Raw genomic sequence first — 20,816 nt, 5'->3', positions numbered from 1 at the left:
CCCGGCCTCAGCCCAGTCGCGCTTCGGCGGTCGCGTAGCCGAACAGCTTGCGCCCCTTGGACAATGCGTCGACCACGACGGTCACCATCCGGCGGCGCGAACTGAGCCAGCCGACCTGTCCGCCGAACAGGATCGACGCCGGAGCATCGGAGTCGACGGGCAGATAGTGCATCTTGGGCGCGTACTGCACCCGCAGTTTCGTCAGCGCGGTCGGATCGCCGAGCCAACGGCCGAGATATCCCGCGACCAGGCCGAACGTCAGCATGCCGGGCACCGTTCCCGTCGTGGTGCCGCAACGGTGCGGATCCACGACACCGGCGTGCCGCACCACATCGTCGGCCGCGACCGTGACGGTGTCGGCGGGCAGATCCGCGCCGACCGCCAGCGGGCCGAGATCGACGAGAGGGCGCGGCAGCGACGGTGGGATCCGGTCGCGCTGCGGCGTACGCAGGCGCCGTTGCGCCGGAACCGGTTCGAGATCGTGCGGCCGGCCGGACGTCCCGGATCGCGCACAGGTTCCGGGCTGGGTGTGCACCAGCAGCGTGGAGGAGCCGCTGGTCACGACCTGGCCGTCGTCGTCGCGCAGCAGGGTGGTCACCGAGACCACGTCGTAGTCGCGGTAGTGGCGGAAGGATTCGAATCCGATTTCACAGCTGATGCGGTCGCCGGCCAGCAGTGGGCGCACGATTTCCAGCGTGCGGTCGGCGTGCACGACGCGCCCGTTGTGGAAGCCCGGCACGAGTGCCTCGAGCGTGCTTTCCTCGGCGCGCATCCATACCGTGGTGGCGAAGGTCGGCGGGGCCACCAGGGCATCGAATCCCCGAGCGGCGGCGGCACGTTCGTCGCAGTGAATGGGGTCGGTGGCGCCTATCGCGCGGGCGTACTCGCGAATCGCGTCCGCCGCGATCGGACGATCGCCGCGGGTCCGAAACCGATGTTCGCCGTGCAGCGATGCCACCGGTGGCACGTCGAGGGATGCGCTGACCATGTTGCTCCTTTAACCGACCCGAATCGACCCGATTGTCGGCCGCCGGTGGCCGGGCGTTAGCACTCTCGGCGCCGGTCTGGAAAATTCACGGCGAGTCGTCGGCGAGTTTTGTGAAACGGTGCGTTCGGAGCGGGACTGCGACTCCAGTCGAAGCACTCTGTGGACAACGTCGAACCTGTGGATAACCAGCGGTTTTCCTCCCGCTGTGAGCAGGGCCGGCGACAATACTGAGGCCCATGACGTTGTCACACGCACGTGGACCGATGTTGCATCCGCGGGTGGCGGTTCTGCGCCGGCCGTCGGGCGCGGTGCAATTGGGGTGGGATCCCGAACGCGCGGTACTCCTGCACCCGCCCGCCGTCGACACCGATGCGGTCGTCGCCTTCGTCCGGCTGCTCGACGGTCTGCACAGCCATCCTCAGCTTCTGTGGGAGGCCGGGCAACTCGGTCTCGGTGGCGTGGCCCTGGAACTGTTACGCGATATCGACGCGGCCGGACTGCTGGTGTGGCCGCGGGCGCGCCGCACTCGCGTGCGGACCGTGCACGTACACGGCCGCGGGCCCCTGGCGGATTCGCTGCACGGCGGTATCCGGCGACTGGGCATCACTCCGACGCGTTCGAGCGAATACCGCGGCGGTACTTCGGATTCGCTGCCGTCCACCGATCTGGTGATACTCACCGATGCGCTGGTGCCGGTGCCGGAACTGGTCAGCATGCTGCTGGTGCGCCGGATCCCGCATCTGCAGGTTCGCATCCGCGACGGGCACGGTGTGATCGGGCCGCTGGTGCTGCCCGGCGGTACCAGCTGTCTGCGCTGCGCCGACCTGACCCGCACCGAATTCGACGCCGAATGGCCGCATCTGGCGGCGCAACTGCTCGGCCGGACCGGCTACGCCTCCCCCGCGACCATTGCCGCCACGGCCGCCCTGACGCTGCGCGAGATCGAATCGATCATCGAGGATGCCGCCGACGACCCGCCCCGAACCCTGGACACCACACTGGAATTCGATCCACACACCCGGCGCGTCGCCCGGCGCCGCTGGACCCCGCACGCGGACTGTGCCTGTCGGCGAATCGCAGCCACGGTAACCGAAGCGGCGGCCGACGATCGCGCGGCATCCGTCGCCGGAGGATCGGTATGAGCGCGACGAAGGTGGCCCGCGCCGCAGCTCGGGCGGTGACAGAGTCTCGCCTCAGGGCCGCCGTGGTCTCGATCGCGAGGTGGGCGGGTTCGGTCGGATCAGTGCTCGCTGGTGGCCGAGTCGGTGAAGGACCAGACGGCCGCGGGCCGTCCGGTGGCTTTGGTTCGCATTCGTTCCCCGGTGCGGGTGAGGCCGGGGATCGCGGCCAGGGTGCGGTTGAGGTTGCCGGGGTCGGGACGAGTGCCGGACAGCGCCGTCGCAAGGGCGACCGCGCGCGTGGCCGGGAACTGTTCGCCGATCAGGGGACGGGTGAAAGTGAGGTCCTTCCAGAGCATCTCGGCGAGCCGTCCCCGAGCGACCTCGACGATCATGTTGTGGTCGAAGGCCAGCCGCGGGACCGCATCGAACGAAACCCATTGAGCACCGGTGGGTGTTGCGGGGCCCCCGAGTACCGCCCACATCGCGATCGAGAGCGTCGGCCCGCGCGGATCGCGGTGCGGTTCGTCGAACGTGACCAGCTGACCGACGGCGAGAATCGCATCGTCGGGCACGCCCAGTTTGCTGTGTACCGCGCGGCGGGCCGCCGTCGCGAGTCGCTCACCGCGGCCGAGCAGCACGCCGGGCAGGGCGAGCTCGCCGGCGAACGGCTCCCACTGCCGAGGCGCCACCCCGAAGGTGACTGCCGGGTCGTCGGCGCCGAATCGCAGGGCGACGACATCGAGCGATACGGCGGATTGCTGCTCCACGGCCAACCATCATGCCGCAGCCGCGACCCGGGCCACGTGATCGGCGCGATCGGGGCCGTGCCCGGTCAGCACCACCGGCGCGCCGAGCCGGCGTTCCAGGAATTCCGGAACGTCCGCCGGCAGCGGAACGAGATCCGGGGTGCTCTGCGCGACGAGGCCTGTCAGCCACCGCTGATGGTCCAGATCCCGCCAGGCGCCGCAATCGAGCCGATCCCGATATCCGTCGGGGGCGAAATACCCTGCGGCAGCGCGGAAGTCGTCACGACCGGCCACGCGATCCAGGTGGTTGACGGCGAGCGCGTCGACTCCCCCGCACGCCTCCACGGCATAGCGCAGCAGGACCGGATCCAGATGGCCGACGCGAAAGACGCCCTGATACGGACCGGTGGCATTGTGCGGCTCCGGGATCGCCAATGCCGTGTCCTCGGTCGGAAAGGGGCCCGCGCCGTGGCGAGTCTGGTACGCGCGTGTCACTCCCAGCACCGTGCCCCGTGCGCCGATGCGTGCCAGCATGGCGCGGGCATGGCGAGGTTCCACCGTCGACCAGGTGGTGTAGGGGTGCAGGCCCCGCCATTCGTCGAGCAGCACGCCCTGCGCGCCCTCGAAGACCAGCCGGCCCGCCGCGGCGAAAACCGCGAGCTGCTCGCCCGGCACCAGTGCGACCGTCCGCGCGAATTCCGTATACACCTCGACGAGGGCGTCGATCGGCTCCCAGCTGTGCCGCCCGCGCGCCAGCAGCGGCGCGTAGTGCCGCTCCAGCGCGGTCAGCTTGCGGCGCAGGACATCCGGGCTCCGGCAGTCCCGGACCCGAGGCGCATCGTGCTCGAGTGCGTAGCGCACGGTCTCCCCGATGCCCATACCGCAGGAACCGTGCCGTGCGGCACCTCGCGCATCCTCGCGGCAGCGGTTGGCGGCTCCGTGGATCGGGGTGGTCAGCAGTGCGCGCTCGTCGACGAAGATCGATCCCAGCGGATCGGCAACCCCCAACGCGGCCAACGCTTCGGCCTCGGCCGCCAGGGCGATCGGATCCACCAGCACATGCCGCGACAGCACCGTCGGCACGCCCGACAGCGTGCCCGATCCGAACTGCCGGAAGGTGTGGCGCCGGCCGTCGTCGATCACGGTGTGCGCGGCCTGCGCGCCGCCGTTGAAGCGCACGACGGCCGCCACCTCCAAGCCGGCCTGTGGCGAGCACAGCCAATCCACGGTGGCGCCTTTCCCGGCGTCGCCGAATCCCAGATCGACCACGATCACATGCCGGTCGCCGAACATGATGTGTTCCCTTCACTTGTCGGATCGGGCTCGCGATCAGAACCGGACGTCGTCGTCGCCCGCGGTCGCCGCCGGCAGTGCGCCCGCACCGCGGGAGCGGACGGGAGTACCGATCGGGGCCAGCGCCTTACCGACGACCTCGGCGGCATCGGATCCGATATCCCGCAGATCGGCCAGGCCGGCACCCAGATCGACGCGGTCCTCGCCGATCCCGATGGTCAGCGCGATGAGTTCGCATACCGCCGCCGGATCGTCCAAGCGCAGCACCCGCTCTCCGAGCACTCCCCGCCAGTGCTCGAGAATCTCCGGGTCGGTGTAGTAATGGGACTGATTCGGCAGGATGTGGTACACATGCCACCGATCGGCCAGCTCGCGGTAGATCGAGGGAACCGAAATATCCTGTGGCACATCGTCACCGATCACCCGGCGTACATGCGCCGCCGCGAGTCGCGACTTGTTCAGCTCGTCACCCACGATGAACAGATAACCCTTGCGTCCGCGCTTGTCCCACGCGTCCGTCGCCGTGTGCCGGGCCATGAAATACGCTGCGAGTTCATAACTTTCGGATTTCTGTCCGCCACCGCCCCCCTCGAGCAGAATCAGGCGCAGCTGTTCGTCCATCCGATTGTCGGACTCGAACTGCCCGATCTGCAGCGGCACCCGATCACAGTCCGCATCGCCGATTCCGCCGAACAGAATCTGCGGATCCTCCGCATATCCCTTGCGCTGCAACAGCCCGTGCAGGGTGGCCAGCTTCTCCTGCATGATGCGCGGGACCCGCCCCATCGACCCGGTGACGTCGAACAGCACCGCGATCGGCAGCGAGGCCCCGTGCTCGTCGGAGTCGCGGGATTCGCGCACCCCGACGCCGAAGGGGTCGAGCAGCGGATGCGCGACCCATTCCGAATAGGGCTTGGCTCGCATGTCGGCGGTGTAGCCGAAGTCGTCGACTCCGCGGGCGGCGCGGAAGGTGCGCGCGGCGTCGTAGGCACTGTCGTCCCACTGTCCGTATCCCATGGTGATCACTGTCCTTTCGGTAGTTCGAACGGCCGGAAGCGACGGGCGCCGTACAGCCGGTCGAGCAGGTCGTCGAATTCGTCGAGCAGGGTGCGGGCGTCGGGCCGCAGCCGCGGCGCGGATTGCAGGCAGCCCTCGGCGAAGGCGCGCATCGCTGCGGGCGCGCGGTCGCCGAGCATGGTGAGCAGCAGCCGGTGGGCCAGATACACATCGGTGCGCGGGCAGACCCCGCCGCCCGTTTCGGGCGGGTAGTCGATCGAGGCCGGCGTGGCCGCCGGCACCCGCCCGGGCCGGGTCGCGAACGACCAGCCGACCAGCACCACCCCGTGCAGACGGGGATGGATGAGCACGTTCTCCGCGGATACCGCGGTGTGCACCCAGTGCGCGGTCGCGGCACCGGCGAGGCAGCGCAGCAGCCGGCGGTGCATCCAGGCGTAGTCGCGCGGGGCGAGTCCGCGCGGATACGCGGCGCGAACTCGAGCCAGCGTCACGAACCCGTCGGTCAGCGCGTCGAGCACGTTGATCGCGCGCACCTCGCCGGATTCGGTATCGGTGTGGTCGACGGTGTCGATCAGGCGCGGGTAGTACGGCGTCAGCCACTCGTGCTCGCCGGTGAGCGCGGCGATATCCGTCAGCGCGTTTCGCTCGTTCGCCAGCAGCGAATTCGCGGCCTGCCGCCGTGCGATCTTCACCACGGCGGCCGCCGAGTCGGTGCGGTACAGGTCCGCGACGGAACCGCGGGCGTGCAATGCGCCGAGGCGATACCGCCCCCGCATGCCACACACCTCGAAGGTCTGCTCGGCCGCCAGCCAGCTCCGATACAACTCGCCGAGCCGGACGAATGCCGCGGTGGCCCGCTCGGCGTCGGCCGCCGCTACCCGGTCCGGATGCAGCGCGGCGGCCAGCCGCAGATACGTCCGATGCGCGATGCGGCGAGCGGTGGAATCCGTTGTCGCCACGCCGAACAGGTCTTCCGGACGCCGCACCTTCCGGAGGGTCGCCGCGGCTGCTCGCAGTGTCGTCATAGTTTTAGTCTAGACGACTAAAACACTCGAACATAGAGGTTCGCGCCAACTTTTTGTCGTGATGACGAAAACATGCGACGAACACCGGCCGACCACCACCGATAAGCCGTTTCCCAAGGATTCGCGCACGCAGACCACGGCCCCGACCAGCCCCACTGTGACCGATGACACGTCTCGGTCCAGGGGTGGAGTTCACGCAATTCACATGGCACGCGACATGGTGGGTCAGCCATGATGGGGGTGTGTCTGAGATTGTGCGCCGTAGCTCATCCCGCAACGCCAAGTTGGCGAAGATTCCACTCGGTATCGCGGGACGGGCCGCTGTGGGGTTCGGCCGCAAACTCGCCGGCGGCGACAAGGGCGAGATCAATGCCGAGTTGAATCAGAAGGCCGCCGAGCAGATCTTCTCCGTTCTCGGCGAGCTCAAGGGCGGAGCAATGAAATTCGGCCAGGCGCTGTCGGTGATGGAGGCCGCCGTACCCGAGGAGTTCGGCGAGCACTATCGCGAGGCGCTGACCAAGCTGCAGGCCGCCGCGCCGCCGCTGCCGGCCGCCGCGGTGCACCGGGTGCTGGACCAGCAACTGGGCACGGCCTGGCGCAAGCGCTTCCGTTCCTTCGACGACGCCCCTACCGCCTCGGCCAGTATCGGACAGGTACACAAGGCCGAGTGGTCCGACGGCCGCACGGTGGCGGTGAAGGTCCAGTACCCCGGCGCCGACGAGGCGCTGCGCGCTGACCTCAAGACACTCAATCGGATGGCCGGCATGATCGGCGCCGTCGTCCCCGGCGCCGACGTCAAACCCATCCTCGCCGAGATCACCGAGCGCACCGAGGAAGAGCTCGACTACCGCACCGAGGCCGCCAATCAGCGCCGCTTCGCCAAGGCCTTCGACGGGCACCCGAGGTTCCTGGTACCCAAGGTGGTGGCCGGGGCACCGAAGGTGATCGTCACCGAGTGGCTCGACGGCACCCCGGTCTCCGAAATCATCAAGCGCGGCCACCAGGATCCGGCGGGCACGGTCGAGCTGCGCAACCGCGTCGCAACCCTGATGGGTGAATTCCACTTCTCCTCCCCCGCCCTGGCCGGACTGCTGCACGCCGACCCGCACCCCGGCAATTTCATGATGCTCGACGACGGCCGGTTGGCGGTGCTCGATTTCGGCGCCTGCGCCCCGCTGCCCGACGGCTTCCCGCCCGTGCTGGGCCAGATGGTGGCGATGGCGGTCGAGGATCGGTTCGAGGAACTGACCGAGCTGATGTACAGCAACGGCTGGGTGATTCCCGGCCGCACCGTCACGCATGCCGAGATCGCCGACTATCTGCGCCCGTTCACCGATCCCATCCGCGAGGATTCGTTCCACTTCACCCGCAAGTGGATGCAGCGCGTGGCGGGCAAGGCGACCGACGTGAGCCGCCCGGAGATGAAAACGGGTATGTCGCTGCAACTTCCGGCCGAACACATCATGGTGTTCCGGGTGCTGATGGGTTCGATCGGCATCTGCGCGCAGCTCGACGCCGAGGTTCCGTTCATGAAGCTGATGCACGACTGGGTGCCCGGCTACGCCGAATACCGAAGCGCCAGCTGATCGTTCACCCACCCCGAATATGGGACGAGCCCCGCATCCGACAAAGATGCGGGGCTCGTTCGTGCTCCCAGAGGTGGCCGAGGCGGATCCGCGCTCGGCCCGAACCGGCGCCGATCACGCCAGTGCGACCTTACGCGGGCGGCCGCGCGGCCGCTTGCGGGCGATCACGACGCCCTGTTCGAAGATCTCGCCGCCCCAGACACCCCAGGGCTCGGCGCGATCCAGGGCAGCCGCGAGACACCCCTTGCGGATCGGGCAGGAAGCGCACAGTGCCTTGGCCTCTTCCAGCTGGGTCGGGCTTTCGGCGAACCACAGGTCCGGGTCACCGACTCGGCAGGGCAGGGTCAGCGCGACACCGCGGGTGCGGGCCGGCCTCGAGGCCTGGGTCGATCGGCATGTCGCGCGAGTAACGGTCGCGGTGGACACGTCTTGCTCCTTCAGCTCGTGCAGCGGTGGTTTCGTTGTCTTCCGCGAAACCGGTGCCGGTGGCTGGAGGCCGAAAAAGAACTATGGCCACGGTTTCGCTTCGGGCGATCCGTGGCCAGGAGGCTGTGGTAGTGGTTCTACCTGAACCGACTTCGGTGTCGGTTACTGATCACGGTCGCTGGGTGTGCGTTGCGGAGGCGGGCTGCCTGCAGATTCGCCGTCATACGGTCGGCTTCGACTGCGAAGGCGTGGGCTGCGTCGGTGTGGAAACCGACGTGTGCCGGATGCCAACCCCACTCGGACTTGTCTGCGGCAATTGCATATGCGGGCGCTTGCGGTCGAGCACCGATAATGCTTGCGACAGACAGACCGGTCCCCTGCAAGGCGAGGACCCCCCGGGAGGCGGACACGACAGAAACCACCGGTGCCACAACGCTTCTCGAAGCGAGAGTCACGATGTTGTTCATTTTGTCTACCTCCCTCCTACTCGTTATCCGACTGATCACTGTGCGCGCCGGAATGCCCTCCTAGCGCGTGATCACCACCCTACGGGTGCGATACACAACCGCACAACCTATTTTTCACCTGCGGTTTTGTCACTCGCGCAGCGCTCACCGAATCACCGGTTGCGCACCCGGGATCGCACGATCGCCAGCAGCTCCGGGCCGAACTGCTGCGACTTCTGCTGTCCGATACCCGGAATCGCGGCGAGCGCGTCCTCGTCCGTCGGCACCTGTTCGGCGATCGCGGTCAGCGTTTTGACGCTCACCACCGCGAACGGTTTGATCTGCAACTCCTCGGCCCGCTGGCGCCGCCACTCCTGCAGCGCGCCGAGCAGTTCGGTATCCACCTCGGCCGGGCAGCCCGAGCACCGGCCGAGCAGCGTGTCGGTCGAATTGAGCAGGGAACGCCCGCAGACCCGGCAGACCGGCAGCCGGCGGCCGCGACCACCCCGCGCACCGGCCTGCTGGGCGACCATCGACGCCGGGGAATCCTCCGGCACCAGCCCGGTGAGGAATCGGCTGCGCCGCCGGTTGCGGCGCCGGCCGTCGGCACGCGCCAGCGCCCACGACAACCGCAGATGTTCGCGCGCCCGGGTCACGCCCACATAGAGCAACCGCCGTTCCTCCTCCAGCGCGGCCTCGTCGGTCACCGCGCCGCCCTCGCCCAGAACATGGGCGATGGGCAGGGTGCCGTCGGTGAGCCCGACCAGGAAGACCGCATCCCATTCCAGCCCCTTCGCCGCGTGCAGCGAGGCCAGGGTCACACCCTGCACGGTCGGTGGGTGGCGGGCCTCGGCGCGGGCGGCCAGTTCCCGCAGCAGTCCGGCGAATTCGAGGCCGGGATCGTGGGCGGCGAGCTCCTCGGTGAGCTGTACCAGTGCCACCAGCGACGACCAGCGCTCGCGGGCCTGCGCACCGGCCGGCTCCTCGGCCGTGAGCCCGAGCCGGGCCAGCACCGCGCGCACGAGCGTCACCACCTCGGGGCCGCGCGCCGCGGGCAGGTCGTCGCGGGCTCCGGCCTGCCGCAGCGCCTGCACCGCCTGCCGGACCTCGGCCCGCTGGAAAAACCCCTCACCGCCGCGGACCTGATAGGGGATGCCCGCCTCGGTCAGCGCCTGCTCGTACACCTCGGACTGGGCGTTGATGCGATACAACACGGCGATCTCGGCGGCCGGGACACCACGCCCGAGCAGGCCGGCGATGCCCTTGGCGACGGCGGTGGCCTCGGCGACCTCGTCGTCGTACTCGGCGAAGGACGGTTCCGGCCCGTCGGCGCGCTGCCCGACCAGTTGCAGCCGGGTCCCCGCGATGCGTCCGCGCGCGGCGCCGATCACGCGATTGGCCAGCGACACCACCTGCGGCGTGGATCGGTAATCCCGTTCCAGCCGGACCACGGTGGCGTCCGGGAACCGGCGAGAGAAATCGAGCAGATAGGCGGGACTGGCGCCGGTGAACGAGTAGATCGTCTGATTGGCGTCGCCGACCACGGTCAGATCGTCGCGGTCGCCGAGCCACGCGTCGAGTACCCGCTGCTGCAGCGGGGTCACGTCCTGATATTCGTCGACGACGAAGCACCGGTAGCGGCCACGGAATTCCTCGGCCACGGCCGGGTAGTCCTCGAGCGCGGCGGCGGTGTGCAGCAGCAGATCATCGAAATCGAGCAGCAGACCGTCCGCAGTGTTCTTCAACGTCTCGTAGCCGGTGTAGACGGCCGCGATCTTGTCCGCCTGATACGGGATGTCGCGGTGGTGGCGGTGGGCGGCGACGGGGTAGTCCTCCGGCGCGATGAGCGAGGCCTTCGCCCATTCGATCTCGCCCGCCAGATCACGTACGTTCTCCGTCGCGGTCGGCAGGCCGACGCGCTGGGCGGCCTGGGCGACGACCGCGAATTTGGAGTCGATGAGTTTCCACGGCACGTCGCCGACGATCTGCGGCCAGAAGTACTTCAGCTGCCGCAGCGCCGCGGCGTGGAAGGTCCGCGCCTGGACGGTCTGCGCATCGCCACCCAGGCCGAGCGCACGCAACCGGGACCGCAGCTCACCGGCCGCCCGCGCCGTGAAGGTCACCGCCAGCACCTGGTCGGCACGCACATGCCCGGCCGAGACCAGATGGGCGATGCGGTGGGTGATGGTCCGGGTCTTGCCGGTGCCGGCTCCCGCGATCACACACACCGGCCCACGAGGCGCTCGCACCGCGGCTGCCTGCTCGGGATCGAGCCCGTCGAGCCGCAGGCTGGTCGATGAGGTCGGGACAGGCACGCGCTCCATCATGACAGGCACCACCGACATCCGTGCCGCCGCGACGACGCCCCCGGTTGCCCGGCGCCACGGGGGTCCCGCCGCGGCTCCCCCGGCCGGCGCGCCCGTCGCTCAACTCCGCGCGTCCCGCAGCGTCCGCAACGACGCGGCGAAGTCGGCGGAACGGGCGTGCAACGGCCCGAAGAACTCCCGGTCGCAGTCCTCCACCGCGACGATCGCGCGATTGACCAGTGCCACACCGGCTTTCGTCGGAACCAGGGATTTCGCCCGTCGATCGTGCGGATGATCCCGCCGCTCGATCAGGCCCTTCTGTTCCAGGGCCCGCAACACCTGGGAGGTCATCATCGGGTCGGTGGCGGCATGGGCGGCGAGATCGCGTTGCGTGATCGGGGTGCCGGCGTCCGACCCGCCGAACCAGGTCAGCGCGGCCAGCAGAACGAACTGCACGTGAGTGAGATCGAACGGGGCCAGCGCCGCGCGCACCGCTGCCTGCCACCGGTTGGTCACCTGCCACAACAACAGGCCGGGGCTTTCGTCGGCGCTGCCGAATTCGGTTCGCAGGGCACGATTTTCGTCGCTCACCGGGCGGCCGCCGACATCTCGCCCGCCTCCTCGCCCAGCATGGCCCGGGAGATGACCTCGAAGTCGTGCGCGCTCAGTTCCACCACGCCGCGCCGGAGCACGATGCCCCAATGGGGGACGCTGGTGAGATCCAGGTCACCGCGCACGGTATCGATCGAGACATCGCGCGCGTCCGGGCGGTAGGTCACCGCGCGCCGCCACGGCCGGAAGCAGCCGCCCTGATCGTCCGCCTGCCACACGGGCCGATCGTCGATCGTGCCGATCGCGGTGAACGACTTCACCGCGCCCCCCTCGCGCATACCGGTTCTGGGCGAGTAGTAGACGAGCCCGTCACCCGGCCGCATCCGTTCGACCGCAGTTCGCTTGCCGTGATTGGCCTGCGCGATGCCGAGCGCCACCCCGCGACGCACGTGATCGCGGGAGACGACGGCCAGCCAGTACTTGCTCATGAGTCCTCCTCGAACGATTCAGCGGGTGCCCGGAACGGCCCGGCGCGCCTCGGCCGTCTCGACCAGCGCCGCGAGGTCACGGTGGACCGAATCGGCCAGTCCGCCGCCCATCAACGCCGACCACAGCCGGCGCAGCGGGCCGGTCATCGAGATGGTCACCGACACCTCGGTGCCCGCGGCCGTCTCCACCACGCGATGCGCGAAGATCAGCCGGGCGCCGAACAGCCGGGAAACGTCGACGAACTCCTCGCCGGTCAGCTTCTCGATCACGAACGCGACCTTCGGGCCTCCCTTCGGCTTCAAGGTGCCCGTCGCCCCCTCGGCGAAGGGGCCGTCGAGCCGGACCCACTCGGTGTCGGCATTCCATTCCGGCCAGGTGGCCATATCGGCCCAGACCGCGAAGAAGTCGGCGGGTGCGGCGGTGGATACGGCGTGAGCTGCGGCAATCTGCGTCATGGGATTTAGTATGCGCGCTTACTATCTGTTTGGCAAGTCCCTTCCGGCGGACATCACAGCCAGCCGTGGGAACACGGAAAACCGATTCGATGTTCAATCAGGCGTGACTGCTACTGACCTGACCATGTACTCGACGACCTGGTGCGGCTACTGCCGCCGCCTGAAGAAGCAACTCGACGAGGCGGGCATCACCTACACCGTCGTCGACATCGAACAGGATCCCGACGCGGCCGAGTTCGTCGGCAGCGTGAACGGCGGCAACCACGTGGTGCCGACCGTCAAGTACTCCGACGGGTCCACCGCGACCAACCCGAGCCTCGCCCAGGTGAAGAGCGCCCTCGCCGCGATCGGCTGACCGACGGCGAGCGCGGGCGAATCAGCCTGCCGCAGCCCAGGATTCGACGATGGTGCGGGCGATCGAGATGGAGCCCGGCAGCAGGAGCCGTTGCTGCTCGGCATTTCCGGTGTCGCCGGTGACCGAACCCCACGCGCCCGCGGCCAGTGCCGTGCGCACCTCGTCGCGGGTGAACCAGTGGGCCTCGGCGATCTCGCCGTCGGAGAAGACCAGCGGCGCATCGGGATCGGCGACCGCGGCGAACCCCAGCATGAGCGAACGCGGCAGCGGCCACGGCTGACTGCCGAGGTAGCGGATGTCGCTCACCGCGACGCCGACCTCCTCGCGAATCTCGCGTTCGACGCAGCGTTCCAACGACTCCCCCGCCTCCACGAAGCCGGCCAGCAGCGAGAACATCTTCTCCGGCCAGTTCTGCTGCCGGCCGAGCAGGACCCGGTCGCCACCGTCGTGCACCAAGCAGATGATGGCCGGATCGATACGCGGGAATTCCTCGTGCCCGGAAGCGTTGACGCGGGACCAGCCGGCATTCGACACGGTGGTCGGGCTGCCGTCGACGGCGCTGTAGCGGGCGCGGTCGTGCCAGTTCAGCAGCGCCAGTGCGGTGGACAGAATGCCGAGAATCACGTCGTCGAGGTGCAGCGAGGCGCCCACCACCCGCAGGTCCATCAGCCGGCCCTCGAGCTCGTTGTCCCGAACCGCCCAGATGTGCGCGCCGTCGACCACACCCAGCAGGACCGCCTCGGGCACCGGCTCGGACGCATAGTCCAGCGCCGCTTCCAGCACCAGCTGATCACCGTCGATCCGAACCTGCCCCCGCCGGTTCATCCGCACCAGTTTGGCCTCGGCCCATCCTTGCTTCAGCGCCTGCTCGTCCGAGCGCAACGTCTCCGCACGATCGAGGGCGGAACGAGACAGCAGTGGAAGACCATTCAGTTCGAATACCGACACGCTTCGAGGGTATCGCGGTGGTTGCGACCTGCGCGGAGCAGGCGTCGCCAGTCCGGGCTATTTGTGCACGCGGCGGATGTAGAGGAGTTTGTCGCCGGTTTCCAGGGCGTCCACCTCGGGCTCGTCGACCCGGATCAGCGTGCCCTCCCGGACCACGCCGAGCACGATATCCCGCAGATGCCGCGGTGAACCGCCGACCTCGTCGGATTCCACGTCCCGTTCGGCGATCGCGAACCCGGCCTCCGGGGTGAGCAGGTCCTCGATCATGTCGACGACGCTGGGGGTGGTCGTCGCGATACCGAGCAGCCGGCCCGCGGTCTCCGAGGAGACCACGACCGAATCCGCACCCGATTGCCGGAGCAGATGGGTGTTCTCGGCCTCCCGGATCGACGCGACGATCTTGGCCTTGGCATTGAGTTCCCGCGCGGTGAGCGTGACCAGCACCGCGGTGTCGTCCCGGTTCGCGGCGATGACCAGCGAGGCCGCGTGCTGAGCTCCGGCCAGCCGCAGCACATCCGATTGCGTCGCCGAGCCGTGCACCGTCACCAGCCCGGCATTGGCCGCGGCCTCCAGGACGGTCGCGTCGGTGTCGACCACCACGATCTCGGCCGGTTGCACCCCGTCGCCGAGCATCGCGTCGACCGCGGTCCGGCCCTTCGTCCCGTATCCGACGACCACGGTGTGATTACGCACCTTCTGCCTCCATCGCTGAATTTTGAACGCCTGCCGGGACCGCTCGGTGAGGACCTGCAGGGTGGTGCCGACCAAGACGATCAGGAACAACACGCGCAGCGGGGTGATGACGATCGTGTTGATCAGCCGCGCCTGCTCCGTGATCGGGGTGATGTCGCCGTAGCCGGTCGTCGACAGTGAGACCGTCGAGTAGTAGGCGGCGTCGAGGAGAGTCAGTTCCTCGCCGCGGTTGTCGTGATAACCCGCGCGGCCGAAATAGACCACCAGCGTCGCCGCCACCAGCAGCAGCAGCGCGAACGCGACCCGGCGGGTCAGCGAGACCCACGGGCTGGTCCGGATTTCGGGAATGCGGAGTATGCCGACCAGCGCGTAATCGGGACGATCCGTCAAACGGCCCAGACCTCGTGAGCTGTCACCGAACACGGTATCCCCCCGATATGTCGTTGCTCACCTGTGCCACAGATCGGCAGCGTACCGGCCGGAAGCCGGGTCGAGGGACTGGGCACGCGAGTAGGCAGGAGCGTAGCGTCACCACGGAGCGACCCCACTCGCGCCGGAGAGAGCGCGGAGCCGGGGCGGAGAAGGGAATACAGCATGAGTGACGCCGGTCGAGGCTCGCAGCGGCGAGCGGTGCTGATGAGCGCCGCGCTGTTCGGCATGGGCACGCTGCATTTCGTGGCGCCCAAGCCCTTCGATTCGATCGTGCCGCCGGCTCTGCCAGGACGGGCGCGCACTTACACCTACGCGTCGGGTGTGGCCGAAATCGGCGTGGCGGCCGCCTTGGCCGCCCCGCGGACCCGGCGGCTCGGGGGTCGGCTCGCGGTGCTGTTGTTCCTCGCGGTCTTCCCGGCCAACATCCAGTTCGCCGCCGATTCGGTGCGAAATCCGAAGGCGGCCAAGGCGATCAAGTGGGTGTCGGTGCTGCGGCTGCCGTTCCAGGTGCCGATGATCACTCAGGCCCTGCGCATCAGCCGCGAAGCCGCCTGAGGCGCAACGGGTTTCACTCCGGCAGATAGTCGGGGGCGAAATCGGCTTCGGACACCAGGTCCGGGTCGGGCGGGGGTTCGGCACCGAACTCTTCGTCGGGCGGAAGGTCGTCGGCGCGTTCCGGGCCGTCCTGCGCCTGCGAGCCGGCGGGCGGCGCCCAGGCGGGCGCGACCTCGGTGATGAGTTCGGCCAGCTCGGCCGGCCCCGGCAGTTCGGCGGGTGCGACCGTCCTGCCGCTGCGGACGTAATGGAATGCGGCGCCGACCTTCTCCAGCACGAGCTCTTCGGTCTCCCCCGTCTGCGCGGCCATCATGCGAGCCCACGCGACCCGGTAGACGGCCAGCTGCATCGCGACCGAGCGTTCCTCCGCGCGTGTCGGTTCCGCGCCGGTCTTCCAGTCGACGACCAGCCAGCGGCCGCCGGGTTCGCTGAACACCGCGTCCATCCGGCCGCGAATGAGCGTGCCGCCGATGCTGGTCTCGAATCCCACCTCGACATCGACGGGGTTGCGGTCGGCCCACGGCGACGCCAGGAACGCCTCCTGCAGCCGGATCAGATCGGCGTCACCCGCACCACTGTCGGCGGCGCCGGGCAGTTCGTCGAAATCGAGCAGCCCGACCGCGCCGAACCAGCGCTGCAACCACGCGTGAAACGCGGTGCCGCGCCGGGCGAGTGGGCTCGGCGGATACGGCAGCGGCCGCCGCAGCCGGGCCGCCAACTTGGCCGGATCGGCCCGCATATCCACCAGCGCGGTGGCGGGCAGCTGCGCGGGCAACTCCACTTCGTGAATGCCCTCGGCCGTCGTGAAGTGCTCGGTGAGCAGGGCATCCACATCGGCCGCCCAGCCTTCGGGATCCGGGTCGGGCTCGGCGGGCACCGCGCCTTCCTCCTCGCTCTCTCCGTTGCCGCCGTTGGTGCCGGAGGTCGCCGGGTCGTTCGTCAGGTCGGCGAAAAGGTCCAACTGGCACGGAGTTTCGAGTGCGCCCGGGTCGTCCTGGGCCCGGCGGGCGGGAACCGAGGGGGCATCGCTCCGGACGGGACCGGTGTGGCCGTTCGACGTCTGCTTGCGATGATCACGAGGGTCGGGCTCGGGCGGAAGGTGCGCGAGCGCGGTACGAACCAGGGCCGCACCCGCTTCGACCGCCTGCCGCCGCACGCCGAGCGGGTCGCGGGGCCAGTCGGCCACGGCGGGATTGTCGGTGAAGGGGTTGGGTGCGTCCGGGGGTGGCGGGTCGGCCCAGATATCGACGCGCACGGTGCCGTGTCCGGGTGACTCCGGATGGTCGGTCCACCGCTTCAGTTCGAGCAGGAAATCCGAGGGGCCCTTCGGCGTCGAGCCGGTCTCGGCCCAGTGGTGGGCCGAAACGAACAGCGCGCGTTCGGTTCTGGTGAGGGCCACGTAGAACAGCCGGCGTTCCTCGTCGAGGCGGCGGCGGGCCAGCGCCTCCTTGTGCTGTTTGATCGCCCGTTCCAGATCCGTGCGGTCGTACAGTTCGGTGAGATCGAGGACCGGAACGCCGTCGCGCACCGGCGCGGAATCCGTCGCGTCGCCGTCGCTGTCGCGTTGCCGGTCACCACGCAGGGAGGTGGGGAGTTCGGCGAGCGCGCCGAGCCAGGTCGCGGCGGCGTTCCCGGAGGGAAACAGGCTCCGCGATACGTGTGGTACGGCCACCACCTCCCATTCCAGCCCCTTGGCCGCGTGCACGGTGAGTACCTGGACGCGGTCGTGCGCCACCTCCACTTCGCCCGGTTCCAAACCGTTTTCGACCTCTTCGGCGGCGGCGAGAAAGCTCAGCAGCCCGGGCAGAGTGGCACGGTGGTCACCGGCGTAGCCCGCGACCACGTCGGCGAAGGCGTCCAGATGTTCACGCCCGGCGCCGGCGCCCGCGGCCGCGCGGCGGGTCTGGGTTTCCACCCCGACCCCGATCGTGCGTTCCACGTCGGCGACCAGTTCCGGCAGCGACTGCCCGCTGCGCTCGCGCAGGGCGGCCAGCTCCCGCCCCAGGGCGACGATGCGTGCATATCCCAGCTCCGAATACCGTTGCGCCGGACCGGGATCGGCGATGGCGTCCGCGATGCCGGCTTGTTCGGCGGGTTCGGGCGCCACGGCCCGCAACGCCTCCGACAACCCGGCCGCATCGGTGATGGCTTCCGCGCGACCCGGCGCCCCGACGATCGACAGCTCCCGCGCCCGCGCCGACAACGCCTTCAGATCGCTCACGCCCAGCCGCCAGCGCGCGCCGGTGAGGATGCGCATCGCGGCGCTGCCGGCCGCCGGATCGGCGATCAACCGCAGCGTGGCCACGATATCGGCCACTTCCGGAGTGGCGAGCAGACCACCCAGGCCGACGATCTCCACCGGCAGCCCCCGCGCGCGCAGCGCCTCGGCCAGCGGCGCCGCGTCGGCGTTGCGGCGTACCAGGACCGCGGAGGTCGGCGGTGGCCGTCCGGCGTCGGCACACCGCTCCCATTCCGCGGCGATCCGCTCGGCGACCCAGTTCCGTTCCTCGGCAACGGTTTCGGTGAGAGCCAGCGCGACGGTTCCGGCCGTGGCCTGCGGGCGGGGGCGCAGGGCGTCGACCGTGACCCCGCCCTCGGCGCCGCGCAGTGGTTCGGCGACCAGATTCGCCAGATCCAGCGCCTCCGGCGGATTGCGCCAGCTCGTCAGCAGCGGCAATACGGGCGCGGCGACGTTCGGCGCGGCCGGGAAATCGGTGGTGAAGCGGGGCAGATTGGCCGCCGACGCACCGCGCCAGCCGTAGATGGACTGCATCGGATCGCCGACCGCGGTCACCGCCGGGCGGGTGGCGAATTCCGTCGCCGGCACCTCGGCGCCGAGACCGACCGCGCCGCGATCACCGAACAATGCCGCGAGCAGAATGCGCTGCGCGTGCCCGGTGTCCTGATATTCGTCCAGCAGCACCAGGCGGAACCGCTCGCATTCCGCCGCCCCGACCTCGGCGTGGGTGGCGGCCAGCCGCGCGGCCAGCGACATCTGCGAGCCGAAATCCAGTGCGCCGCGGCGCCGCAACTCCTCGCCGAGCCGCGCGACCAGCGGCAGCAGCGCCACCCGATCCTGCTGTGCCTTGACGATCGCGCGCAGCTCCTGATTCGGCCCGCCGCGCTGTCGCGGGCCGGGCGGCAACGTCTCCACCAGCCGCTCCAGCTCCCGATGCGCTACCGCCAGCTGCTCGGGCTCCACCAGATGTTCGGCGAGCTGACCGGACAGCGCCAGCACCGCCTCGGTGACCGATACCGGCGTGCGCTCGGTATCGAGATCGCCGTCCCAGCCGGTGACCACGCGATGCGCGAGCTGCCATAACTGCGTTTCGGTGAGCAGGGTGGCCGAGGGCTCCACGGGCAGCAGCAGGCCGTGCTCGGACAGCAGCCGGCCGGCGTAGGAGTGATAGGTGCTGATCTCCGGTTCGGAGCCGACCAGTGTCGCGCGCAGACGGCCGGTGCTGTCGATCTCGCGCAGCAGCGGCGATCCGGCCAGCCGCGCCAGACGGGTGCGAATACGAGTCGTCAACTGCTGCGCGGCTTTTCGGGTGAACGTCAGTCCCAGCACCGCGTCCGGGGCCACCAGCCGATTGGCGACCATCCAGACCACCCGGGCGGCCATCGTCTCGGTCTTGCCCGCGCCCGCACCGGCTACGACGAGCGTCGGGCCGAGCGGTGCGGCGATGACGGCGGACTGTTCGTCGGTGGGTGGCGGCAGGCCGAGTGCCTGCGCCAACTGCTCCGGCGTGATCGTCATCGATCCGTCACCTGGCGGCCGGTGTCCTGCACTGGGCAACTCCCGGCCACCTGGCAGTGCCGGCAGCCGTCATTGCGCATGGCCAGGAAGCCGGGCCCTCGGGTGGCGGCCGCCGCATCGTGAATCGCCTTGCGCCACTGGGCGATACCGTCGGAATCCAGCGCGGTCTGCAACCGCTCGGTAGCCCCGTCGCGACTGGGTTTGGCGACGTAGACGAGGCGGGCGCCGCCCGGTTCGACACTGCCGCCGTCCACCTCGGCGGCGAATCCGCCCGCGCCCGCGGCCACCTGGTAGGTCGCGAGCTGGGCGTGATCCTGAGCGGCCTGTTTGGAGATCGGGGTCTTACCGGTCTTGACGTCGACGATGACGAAGCGCCCCAGCGCATCACGCTCCACCCGGTCGACCCGGCCGCGGATCCGCACCGGCACCTCGTCCGGATCGCGGGCCGACAGCACACAGTCCACCGGCACCTCGACCCCGACCTCGGCCAGTTCGGCGCGGGTGTTGCGCAACCAGGCGAGGAAGGTGTCGACCATGGATTCGGTGCGCCGCAACTCCAGCCGCGAGTGCCAGCTGTGCGGGCCGTCCTCCCCGGAGGCCGGGTCGACGGCCTTCCACGCCTTGACCAGCGCCGCCTTCACCTGATCCTCGGTCACCCGCCCGGCCAGCGCCTGGACCAGCGTGTGCACGAGATTGCCCTTGACTGCATGCGGGTTGTCCCCGTCGCTGCCACCGTGCCGCTCCAGTGCCCAGCGCAGCGGACAGGTCTGCAACAGCTCGACCGTCGACGGCGACAGTGCGACCGGGCCATCACCGTCGTCCCACAGCGCCAGTTCCGAACTCGGGTCCGCGATGCCGTACCACTCGTCCGGATGCGCGCCGCGCACACCGGCCGCGGCCAGCCGGGCCAGCTGGGTGGCGGCCCGGTCCCGGCGGGCGGGATCGGCGCCGTCGTCACAGACCACACCGCGCAACTCGGCGATCAGGGCCTGCGCGACCAGCGCGCGCCCCGGATCGACCGGTGGCGGAATACGTCCCGGCTCGCCCGGTTCGGCCTCCGGATCGAGTTCGGCCAGGAATCGGGAGGGCACCAGATCGCGGTCGCCGGTGACGGATTCGACCGCGGTCACCAGCAGGCTGTGCCGGGCCCGGCTGCACGCCAGCAGCAGCAGCCGGCGCTCCTCGGCGAGGATCGGCGCGGCCCGGCTGACCTGTTCGCCGGGATCGGCCACGCCCCCGACGAGGTCGACCAGTTCCTCGATGCCGAGCAGGGTCCCGCGCGGACGCAGGTTGGGCCAGATTCCCTCCTGCACCCCGGCGACGGCCACCACATCCCATTCCCGGCCGGCCGCGGCATGCGCGCTCACGATCGCCACCGCGTCACCGGGTTCGGTCAGCGGAGCCGAATCCTGGTTGATCTCCTGCTGTTCCAGATATTCGACGAACCCCTCGACCGAGGCGCCGGGCAGCCGGTCGACATAGGCGGCAGCGGCGTCGAACAACCCGACCGCGGCATCCAGGTCGCGATCGGCCTGCACGGCACCGGCCCCGCCACGCTCGGACTGCGCCACCCAGCGCTTCTCCAGCCGCGACGCGGTCCACAACGCCCACAGCGCATCCTCGACC

General features: G+C 69.6%; 18 protein-coding genes. 4 read left to right on the top strand and 14 right to left on the bottom strand.

Going from position 1 to position 20,816, the window contains the following annotated elements; translation table 11 throughout:
* Window positions 1-7 precede the first annotated feature (7 nt).
* Window positions 8-988 carry an FAS1-like dehydratase domain-containing protein gene (locus NE2_RS31770; protein ID WP_063032107.1) on the bottom strand — a complete coding sequence of 327 codons (981 nt, stop codon included), beginning with the start codon at window positions 986-988 and terminating at the stop codon, window positions 8-10.
* Between the two features lie 236 nt (window positions 989-1,224).
* On the opposite strand from NE2_RS31770, the gene NE2_RS31765 reads away from it, so the two are divergent.
* Window positions 1,225-2,130 (top strand): TOMM precursor leader peptide-binding protein, encoded by a 906-nt coding sequence (locus NE2_RS31765; protein WP_063909540.1) that lies wholly within the window; start codon window positions 1,225-1,227, stop codon window positions 2,128-2,130.
* A gap of 98 nt (window positions 2,131-2,228) precedes the next feature.
* Here NE2_RS31765 and NE2_RS31760 read toward each other — a convergent pair whose 3' ends face one another.
* The 4 genes from NE2_RS31760 to NE2_RS31745 are packed head-to-tail and all read right to left on the bottom strand — an operon-like array spanning window position 2,229 to window position 6,190.
* Entirely contained in the window at window positions 2,229-2,876 is a 648-nt protein-coding gene (locus tag NE2_RS31760) for an NUDIX hydrolase (RefSeq protein WP_063032117.1), read from the bottom strand.
* Between the two features lie 9 nt (window positions 2,877-2,885).
* Window positions 2,886-4,148, bottom strand: coding sequence for an adenylosuccinate synthetase (locus NE2_RS31755; protein WP_063032103.1), 1,263 nt, complete (start codon window positions 4,146-4,148; stop codon window positions 2,886-2,888).
* A 36-nt stretch (window positions 4,149-4,184) separates the two neighbouring features.
* Entirely contained in the window at window positions 4,185-5,165 is a 981-nt protein-coding gene (locus tag NE2_RS31750) for a hypothetical protein (RefSeq protein ID WP_063032115.1), read from the bottom strand.
* Window positions 5,166-5,170: 5 nt separating this feature from the next.
* Complete coding sequence (locus tag NE2_RS31745; protein WP_063032101.1) at window positions 5,171-6,190, bottom strand: hypothetical protein; 1,020 nt, start codon at window positions 6,188-6,190, stop codon at window positions 5,171-5,173.
* Window positions 6,191-6,432: 242 nt separating this feature from the next.
* On the opposite strand from NE2_RS31745, the gene NE2_RS31740 reads away from it, so the two are divergent.
* Complete coding sequence (locus tag NE2_RS31740; RefSeq protein WP_063032113.1) at window positions 6,433-7,776, top strand: ABC1 kinase family protein; 1,344 nt, start codon at window positions 6,433-6,435, stop codon at window positions 7,774-7,776.
* A gap of 114 nt (window positions 7,777-7,890) precedes the next feature.
* On the opposite strand, the gene NE2_RS31735 is transcribed toward NE2_RS31740, so the two are convergent.
* From NE2_RS31735 to NE2_RS31710, 5 genes are all read right to left on the bottom strand, one after another.
* Window positions 7,891-8,202, bottom strand: a complete 312-nt coding sequence (locus NE2_RS31735; RefSeq protein WP_081879546.1) for a WhiB family transcriptional regulator — start codon at window positions 8,200-8,202, stop codon at window positions 7,891-7,893.
* A gap of 619 nt (window positions 8,203-8,821) precedes the next feature.
* On the bottom strand, window positions 8,822-10,972 hold the full coding sequence (locus NE2_RS31725) for an ATP-dependent DNA helicase UvrD2 (RefSeq protein ID WP_228818210.1): 2,151 nt from the start codon (window positions 10,970-10,972) through the stop codon (window positions 8,822-8,824).
* Between the two features lie 102 nt (window positions 10,973-11,074).
* Window positions 11,075-11,545 carry a MarR family winged helix-turn-helix transcriptional regulator gene (locus tag NE2_RS31720; protein ID WP_063032097.1) on the bottom strand — a complete coding sequence of 157 codons (471 nt, stop codon included), beginning with the start codon at window positions 11,543-11,545 and terminating at the stop codon, window positions 11,075-11,077.
* Entirely contained in the window at window positions 11,542-11,994 is a 453-nt protein-coding gene (locus NE2_RS31715) for an EVE domain-containing protein (RefSeq protein WP_063032095.1), read from the bottom strand. The genes NE2_RS31720 and NE2_RS31715 overlap by 4 nt, the downstream gene beginning before the upstream one ends.
* Window positions 11,995-12,012: 18 nt before the next feature.
* Window positions 12,013-12,450 carry an SRPBCC family protein gene (locus NE2_RS31710; RefSeq protein WP_063032093.1) on the bottom strand — a complete coding sequence of 146 codons (438 nt, stop codon included), beginning with the start codon at window positions 12,448-12,450 and terminating at the stop codon, window positions 12,013-12,015.
* 103 nt (window positions 12,451-12,553) lie between these two features.
* On the opposite strand from NE2_RS31710, the gene NE2_RS31705 reads away from it, so the two are divergent.
* A complete protein-coding gene (locus NE2_RS31705; protein WP_281207748.1) occupies window positions 12,554-12,805 on the top strand; it encodes a mycoredoxin in 252 nt (83 codons plus the stop codon).
* Between the two features lie 21 nt (window positions 12,806-12,826).
* On the opposite strand, the gene nudC is transcribed toward NE2_RS31705, so the two are convergent.
* Window positions 12,827-13,753 (bottom strand): NAD(+) diphosphatase, encoded by a 927-nt coding sequence (gene nudC / locus NE2_RS31700; RefSeq protein WP_063032091.1) that lies wholly within the window; start codon window positions 13,751-13,753, stop codon window positions 12,827-12,829.
* Window positions 13,754-13,810: 57 nt separating this feature from the next.
* Entirely contained in the window at window positions 13,811-14,869 is a 1,059-nt protein-coding gene (locus NE2_RS31695) for a potassium channel family protein (RefSeq protein ID WP_063032089.1), read from the bottom strand.
* 171 nt (window positions 14,870-15,040) lie between these two features.
* On the opposite strand from NE2_RS31695, the gene NE2_RS31690 reads away from it, so the two are divergent.
* The gene (locus tag NE2_RS31690) at window positions 15,041-15,433 is read left to right on the top strand and encodes a DoxX family protein (RefSeq protein ID WP_063010319.1); all 393 of its coding nucleotides are present in this window, start codon (window positions 15,041-15,043) and stop codon (window positions 15,431-15,433) included.
* A gap of 13 nt (window positions 15,434-15,446) precedes the next feature.
* On the opposite strand, the gene NE2_RS31685 is transcribed toward NE2_RS31690, so the two are convergent.
* Both NE2_RS31685 and NE2_RS31680 read right to left on the bottom strand, forming a co-directional pair.
* Window positions 15,447-19,190 (bottom strand): ATP-dependent helicase, encoded by a 3,744-nt coding sequence (locus NE2_RS31685; RefSeq protein ID WP_084494468.1) that lies wholly within the window; start codon window positions 19,188-19,190, stop codon window positions 15,447-15,449.
* Window positions 19,187-20,816: PD-(D/E)XK nuclease family protein (locus NE2_RS31680; protein ID WP_174554004.1), on the bottom strand; the 1,630-nt coding region annotated here is incomplete at its 5' end. The genes NE2_RS31685 and NE2_RS31680, both read right to left, overlap by 4 nt.

Source organism: Nocardia elegans NBRC 108235 (assembly GCF_001612845.1).
In the GTDB taxonomy this organism is placed as follows: domain Bacteria; phylum Actinomycetota; class Actinomycetes; order Mycobacteriales; family Mycobacteriaceae; genus Nocardia; species Nocardia nova.
Note: the sequence above shows the minus strand (reverse complement) of the source record. Positions and strands in the feature narration are given on the sequence as shown.